Origin of the sequence: Leucobacter sp. M11 (genome assembly GCF_035726885.1) — a bacterium.
In the GTDB taxonomy this organism is placed as follows: domain Bacteria; phylum Actinomycetota; class Actinomycetes; order Actinomycetales; family Microbacteriaceae; genus JAPFRB01.
Window position 1 is genome coordinate 545,392 of record NZ_JAPFRB010000001.1, and the last position, 2,361, is coordinate 547,752.

The 2,361-nt window shown below is 70.6% G+C and carries 3 protein-coding genes; 1 reads left to right on the plus strand and 2 read right to left on the minus strand.

Features of this window, described 5'->3' with window-relative positions:
- The first annotated feature begins 57 nt into the window (after positions 1 to 57).
- Positions 58 to 690 (plus strand): TetR/AcrR family transcriptional regulator, encoded by a 633-nt coding sequence (locus OOT08_RS02785; RefSeq protein WP_325091021.1) that lies wholly within the window; start codon positions 58 to 60, stop codon positions 688 to 690.
- 65 nt (positions 691 to 755) lie between these two features.
- On the opposite strand, the gene OOT08_RS02790 is transcribed toward OOT08_RS02785, so the two are convergent.
- Both OOT08_RS02790 and OOT08_RS02795 read right to left on the minus strand, forming a co-directional pair.
- Positions 756 to 1,670, minus strand: coding sequence for a cation diffusion facilitator family transporter (locus OOT08_RS02790; protein WP_325091022.1), 915 nt, complete (start codon positions 1,668 to 1,670; stop codon positions 756 to 758).
- Positions 1,671 to 1,726: 56 nt separating this feature from the next.
- Complete coding sequence (locus OOT08_RS02795; RefSeq protein ID WP_325091290.1) at positions 1,727 to 2,344, minus strand: non-canonical purine NTP pyrophosphatase; 618 nt, start codon at positions 2,342 to 2,344, stop codon at positions 1,727 to 1,729.
- Between the last annotated feature and the right edge of the window lie 17 nt (positions 2,345 to 2,361).

Here is a 2,361-nt window from a genome sequence, read left to right on the forward strand (position 1 = left end):
TGAACCGATCAGTTCACTATATATACTGAACTGACCGATACACAAGAGGAGAGTGCCGTGGGCCGCACCCAACAGTTCGATACGCAGCAGGTCATCAGCGCCGCACGGGACGTGTTCTGGTCTCGCGGGCTGGACGGCGCTCCGCTCACCGAGCTCGAACGAGCCACCGGCCTCAACCGCTCCAGCCTGTATCACGCCTTCGGGAGCAAACGGGGGCTCTTCGACGCAGCGGTCGACGACTACCTGAACGCCGTCATCCGCCCACGGCTCCGCCCCCTGCTGGATCCGGATGCCCGAGCCGGCTCCCTCACCGCCTACTTCGCGGGCTTTCGAGACGCGCTCCTGGCCCTCCCCGCGGATTCCCCCCGGCTCGGCTGCCTCCTCCTCAACAGCACCGCCGGGCTCGCGAGCCCCGACACCGCGCTGAGCGCGGCCGTTCAGGGGTACTACGACGAACTCACCGCCGCGATTACCGCGGGGCTCACCGTTGATGCCCCCGGAACCCCCGCCGGTGTCCGGCGCGAGCGCGCCCAGACCCTCGTGTCGCTCACCGTCACCGCGATGATGCTCACCCGCGTCAACCAGCAGGAGGGCGGCGCCCTCCTCGACACCGCCGCGGCCCTGAGCGCGGGCTGGGCGGCCGACGGGGAGGGTCCCCGGCCAGCGTCAGGCGCCGTGCTGCCTGGGTAGCGCTGCGTACTCATCGCGCCAGCTCAGCGGCGCTTGCTCAGTCGTGCTTGCTCAGTCGTGCTTGCTCAGTCGTGCTGCTCGTCCTCGTGCGCCGCGTGCGCCGCCGGTTCGAGCTGGAAGGTGGAGTGCTCCACGTCAAAGTGTTCCTCGAGGCACTCCTGTAGCTCGTCGAGCAGCGCCCCGGCGCGGTTCTCGGCAAACACCGCGTCCTCGACCACGACGTGCGCCGTGAACACCGGGTTGCCCGTCGTGATCTGCCAGACGTTCACATCGTGCACGTCAACGACGCCCGTCGTGCCCAGGACGTGCGCCCGGATCTCCTGGATATCGGTTTCCCGCGGGGCCGACTGGAGCAGCACGCTCACGACATCGCGGAGCAGCGACCAGGCGCGCGGCAGGATCATCGCGGCGATCACGAGCGAGGCGATCGCGTCGGCCCGGGCGAAGCCCGTGAGCATCATCGTGACCGCGGCCGCGATCACCGCGAGCGACCCGAGGGTGTCCCCGAGCACCTCCAGGTATGCGCCCCGCATATTGATCGAGCTGCTCTGGCTGCCGCGCAGGATGAGCAGGCCGATCACGTTTGCGACGAGCCCGAGCACCGCGACCCAGAACATGGGGCCCGTGTCCGGCAGCTCGGGGGTCGCCGCGAGCAGCCGCTTGACGCCCTCAATCGCCACGGAGACCGCGACGCCCGACAGGATCAGGCCGTTCAGCGCCGCGGCGAGCACCTCGACGCGGCGATAGCCAAAGGTGCGCCGGTCGCTCGCGGGGCGCTGGGCGATCAGGCTCGCCACGAGCGCGATGATGAGTCCGATCAGATCGGACAGCATGTGCCCGGCGTCGGCGAGCAGGGCCAGGGAGCCCGTGACCAGGCCCCCGATCACCTCGGCGACGAAGACCGTGCCGATCAGGCAGATCACGACGATCAGACGCCGCGAATTCGCCTTGCCCGCGCCGTGGTCGTGTCCGACACCCATGCGTCCCCCTCGCTCGTGACTGCTCCCCCGCGCACGCGGAGGCTCACCCGCTGAGCTTAGTCGCCCTGCCCGGCGGCGGCGAGCGCCGTGAGCGCCGGGACGAGGCGCGTGAACGCGCGGGTGCGGTGCGAGTCCCGGTCTTTCTCGGCCGAGGTCAGTTCCGCCGCGGAGCGGGTCTCCCCCTCGGGCTGGAAGATCGGGTCGTAGCCGAAGCCGCCGTCGCCGAACGCTTCGGTGCGGACGAGCCCGGGCCAGGTGCCCCGCTCGACCGTCTCGGTGCCGTCGGGGAGCACGAGGCTTGCGGCGCAGACGAAGGCCGCGGCGCGGTGCTCGGGCTCGGGCAGGTCGCTGAGCTGCCAGAGCAGCAGCTCCAGGTTTGCCCGGTCGCTGCGTTCGGGCCCGGCCCAGCGGGCGGAGAAGATGCCGGGGCAGCCGCCGAGGAGGTCGACCGTGATGCCGGAGTCGTCGGCCACGGCGGGCATGCCCGTGTGGGCGGCCGCGGCGCGGGCCTTGAGCAGGCTGTTCGCCTCGAAGCTGGTGCCGTTTTCCACGGGCTCTGGGCCGTCGTAGCCGATGAACTCGATGCCGGGGACGAGCGGGCCAAGGACGCGGTTGAGCTCGATGAGCTTCTTCGCGTTGTGGCTCGCGAGGACGACCTGGACGGGCGCGGTCATCAGGCGAGGGTCCCCTC

Bases quoted from the DNA above. Each gene is read 5' to 3' on its own strand.
- OOT08_RS02790 (WP_325091022.1), bottom strand. From the start codon at position 1,670: ATGGGTGTCGGACACGACCACGGCGCGGGCAAGGCGAATTCGCGGCGT.
- OOT08_RS02795 (WP_325091290.1), bottom strand. From the start codon at position 2,344: ATGACCGCGCCCGTCCAGGTCGTCCTCGCGAGCCACAACGCGAAGAAG.